The organism is Streptomyces sp. MS19 (genome assembly GCF_047200595.1).
Lineage (GTDB): Bacteria > Actinomycetota > Actinomycetes > Streptomycetales > Streptomycetaceae > Streptomyces.
Genome location: NZ_JBJZOH010000083.1, coordinates 1 through 3,208, shown reverse-complemented (window position 1 = coordinate 3,208; position 3,208 = coordinate 1). Strand labels below are relative to the sequence as shown.

The 3,208-nt window shown below is 70.4% G+C and carries 4 protein-coding genes; all 4 read left to right on the top strand.

From position 1 onward, the window contains the following. Nucleotides 1-261 precede the first annotated feature (261 nt). Complete coding sequence (locus ACL02R_RS29955) at nucleotides 262-1,077, top strand: ABC transporter permease (protein WP_412800103.1); 816 nt, start codon at nucleotides 262-264, stop codon at nucleotides 1,075-1,077. A gap of 31 nt (nucleotides 1,078-1,108) precedes the next feature. Continuing rightward, nucleotides 1,109-1,873 carry an ABC transporter permease gene (locus tag ACL02R_RS29950; RefSeq protein WP_412800105.1) on the top strand — a complete coding sequence of 255 codons (765 nt, stop codon included), beginning with the start codon at nucleotides 1,109-1,111 and terminating at the stop codon, nucleotides 1,871-1,873. 4 nt (nucleotides 1,874-1,877) lie between these two features. After that, complete coding sequence (locus ACL02R_RS29945; RefSeq protein WP_412800102.1) at nucleotides 1,878-2,858, top strand: ATP-binding cassette domain-containing protein; 981 nt, start codon at nucleotides 1,878-1,880, stop codon at nucleotides 2,856-2,858. Nucleotides 2,859-2,995: 137 nt separating this feature from the next. Next, on the top strand, nucleotides 2,996-3,208 hold a 213-nt coding region (locus tag ACL02R_RS29940), incomplete at its 3' end, for an ATP-binding cassette domain-containing protein (RefSeq protein WP_412800104.1).

Below are 3,208 nucleotides of genomic sequence, written 5' to 3'. Positions count from 1 at the left end.
CCACGCTCGATTTCTCGAACTTCCGCTTCGTCGGGAGCAGTTGCTTACACCGTAGAGCATTCTCCCGGCCGATCCAAATCGGCCTCCCGGGCAAGCTCGAAGGACCTTACGGACCGGTCAGGGCAGTGTCAAATCGAGACCTGGGACCGCCCGATGAGCCCTGGCAGGGGCAACTCGGCGGTCCTAGGCTGGGTTGCTTTGGCGCCGTGCGCCGCAACGGAGTTGGCGTGCGGCCGGCCGCGCGGTCACGGGGAGGTCGGGGTGCGCGTGCGGGGATCGGGGATCTATCCGGCGGTGGCGGTGAGCAGCTTCCGCCGCTATGCCACCTATCGCGCGGCGACGTTCGCCGGTGTGGTGGCCAACACAGTGTTCGGTTTCATCCTGAGCTACACGTTCATCGCCCTGTGGGACCTGCGCCCGCAGCTCGGCGGATACGACCGGTCGCAGGCGCTGACGTTCGTCTGGGTCGGGCAGGCGCTGCTGGCCTGTGTGTCGCTGATGGGCAGCGGTGTCGGCGACGAGTTGCAGGAACGGGTGCGGCGGGGCGATGTCGTGATCGACCTCTACCGTCCGGCGGACTTCCAGCTGTGGTGGTTCGCCTCGGACCTCGGGCGCGCGTCCTTCCACCTGCTCGGCCGTGGCGTCGTGCCGATGCTGCTGGGCGCGCTGGCCTTCGACCTGGCGCTGCCGTCCGACCCGCTGCGGTGGGCGTTCTTCCTGCTCGCCGTGTTCGTCGCCGTCCTGGTGAGCTTCAGCATCCGCTTCCTCGTCGGCCTCTCCGCCTTCTGGCTGATGGACGCGGCGGGGGTCTCGGCGGTCTACACGCTCACGTCGATGTTCTTCTCCGGAATGCTGATGCCGCTCACGGTCTTCCCCGGGGATTTCGCCGATATCGCGCAGTGGTTGCCCTGGGCCGCGACCCTCCAGGTGCCGGCCGACGTCCTGCTCGGGCGGTACTCGGGGGCCGGGCTGGCGGGGGTGCTCGCGCTGTCGGTGGGCTGGGGTGTGGCGCTGTTCCTCGTGGCGCGCGCCGTGCAGGCGGCGGCGACGCGGCGGGTGGTGGTCCAGGGTGGGTGAGGCGCTGCGGTCGTACGCGCTGATCGCCGCGATGTGGATGCGATCGTCGATGACCTACCGGTTCTCGTTCGTGCTGACTTTCGTCGGCAATGTGATGCTCACGGGGCTCGACTTCATCGCGATCCTGATCATGTTCGCCCATGTCGACGCGCTCGGCGGGTTCTCGGTCGCCGAGGTCGGGCTGCTGTACGGGACGACGAGCTTCGCGCTGTCGGTCGCCAACCTGCTGACGGGTGAGCTGTTCCGCGTCGGGACCCGGATCAGGGACGGGTCGCTGGACGTGCTGTTCGTACGGCCCGTGCCCGTGTTCGTGCAGCTCGCGGCCGACCGGTTCGCGCTGCGGCGGCTCGGGCGGGCGGTGCAGGGGCTCGTCGTCCTGGCGTGGGCGCTGCCGCGCGTGGACGTGGAGTGGACGGCGGGGCGGGTCGGGCTGCTGGTGATGATGCTGCTCGCCGGTGGGGCCATCTTCGTGGCGGTCTACGTCTTCGGCGCGGTCTTCCAGTTCTACGCGCAGGACGCGGCGGAGGTGCAGAACTCGTTCACGTACGGCGGCAGCACGCTGCTCCAGTACCCGCCGACGATCTTCGCGCGGGAGCTGGTGCAGGGGGTGACGTTCGTCGTGCCGCTGGCGTTCGTGAACTGGATTCCGGCGATGCGGCTGCTGGGCAGGGACGATCCGCTGGGGCTGCCGGGGTTTGTGGACTTCCTCTCGCCCGTGGTGGCGGGGGTGCTGCTGCTGGGGGCGGGGCTGGCCTGGCGGCGGGCGCTGGGGACGTACCGGAGCACGGGGAGTTGAGGGGATGGCGATGGGTGAGGCGCTGATAGAGGTGGCGGACCTGGAGAAGGTGTTCCAGGTGCGGCGGCGGGCCGGGCGGTGGCGGCGTGCGCGGGAGGAGGTGCGGGCGGTGGACGGCATCTCGTTCACCGTCGAGCGCGGGGCGATGGTGGGGTACATCGGGCCGAACGGGGCGGGGAAGTCCACGACGATCAAGATGCTGACGGGCATCCTCACGCCGAGCGGCGGGCGGCTGCGGGTCGCCGGGGTCGATCCGGCGCGGGAGCGCACGCGGCTGGCGCGGCGGATCGGGGTGGTCTTCGGGCAGCGCACGACGCTGTGGTGGGACCTGCCGCTGCGCGACTCGTACGCGCTGGTGCGGCGGCTGTACCGGGTGGAGGAGGCGCGTTTCCGGGCGAACCTGGAGCGGTGCGTCGAGCTGCTCGACCTGGCGGAGCTGCTGCCGGTGCCGGTGCGGCAGCTGTCGCTGGGGCAGCGGATGCGGGGCGACATCGCGGCGGCGCTGCTGCACGACCCCGAGGTGCTGTACCTGGACGAGCCGACGATCGGACTCGATGTGATCAGCAAGGCGAAGGTGCGCACGTTCTTGCGCGATCTGAATGCGGAACGGGGCACGACTGTGTTGCTGACGACGCACGATCTGTCCGACATCGAGCAGTTGTGTTCGCGGGTGATGGTGATCGACCACGGCCGGCTGATGTACGACGGCGCGCTCGCCGGGCTGCGGGAGACGGGGGACGGGGAGCGGACGCTCGTGGTGGAGCTGGAGCGCGAGCTGCCGCCGATCGCGGTGCCCGGGGCGCGGACGGTGCGGGTGGAGGGGCCGCGACAGTGGCTGGCGTTCCCCGCGGCGGCGAGCGCGGCGCCCCTGGTGGCGGCGGTCGCGGCGGGGTATCCCGTGGCGGATCTGTCGCTGCGGGAGCCGGACATCGAGGACGTGATCGCGCGGATGTACGCCCAGGGGGCAGTGGGGAAGGTGGGGTAAACCGCAGGGCGGATACGGCCACCTGCACCATCGTGCCGGACCCCGCGTGGACGGCACCGTTTCCTCCGTACAGGAAAGAACGGGCAGGACCGTCCGCGGAGGAGACGAACGTGACAACGGCTGTGGCGACCGGGGTGGTGAGCACGCGGGCCAGGGGCGTCGTGAAGGCGTACGGCGCGGGTGAGACCCGGGTGGTGGCTCTCGACCATGTGGACATCGACATGGAACGGGGGCGGTTCACGGCGATCATGGGCCCGTCGGGGTCGGGGAAGTCGACACTGATGCACTGCCTGGCGGGTCTCGACACCGTCAGCAGCGGGCGGATCTGGCTGGGCCAGACGGAGATCACC

Coding starts and splice junctions, on each gene's coding strand:
- ACL02R_RS29950 (WP_412800105.1), top strand. CDS start 1,109: ATGTGGATGCGATCGTCGATGACCTACCGGTTCTCGTTCGTGCTGACT.
- ACL02R_RS29945 (WP_412800102.1), top strand. CDS start 1,878: ATGGCGATGGGTGAGGCGCTGATAGAGGTGGCGGACCTGGAGAAGGTG.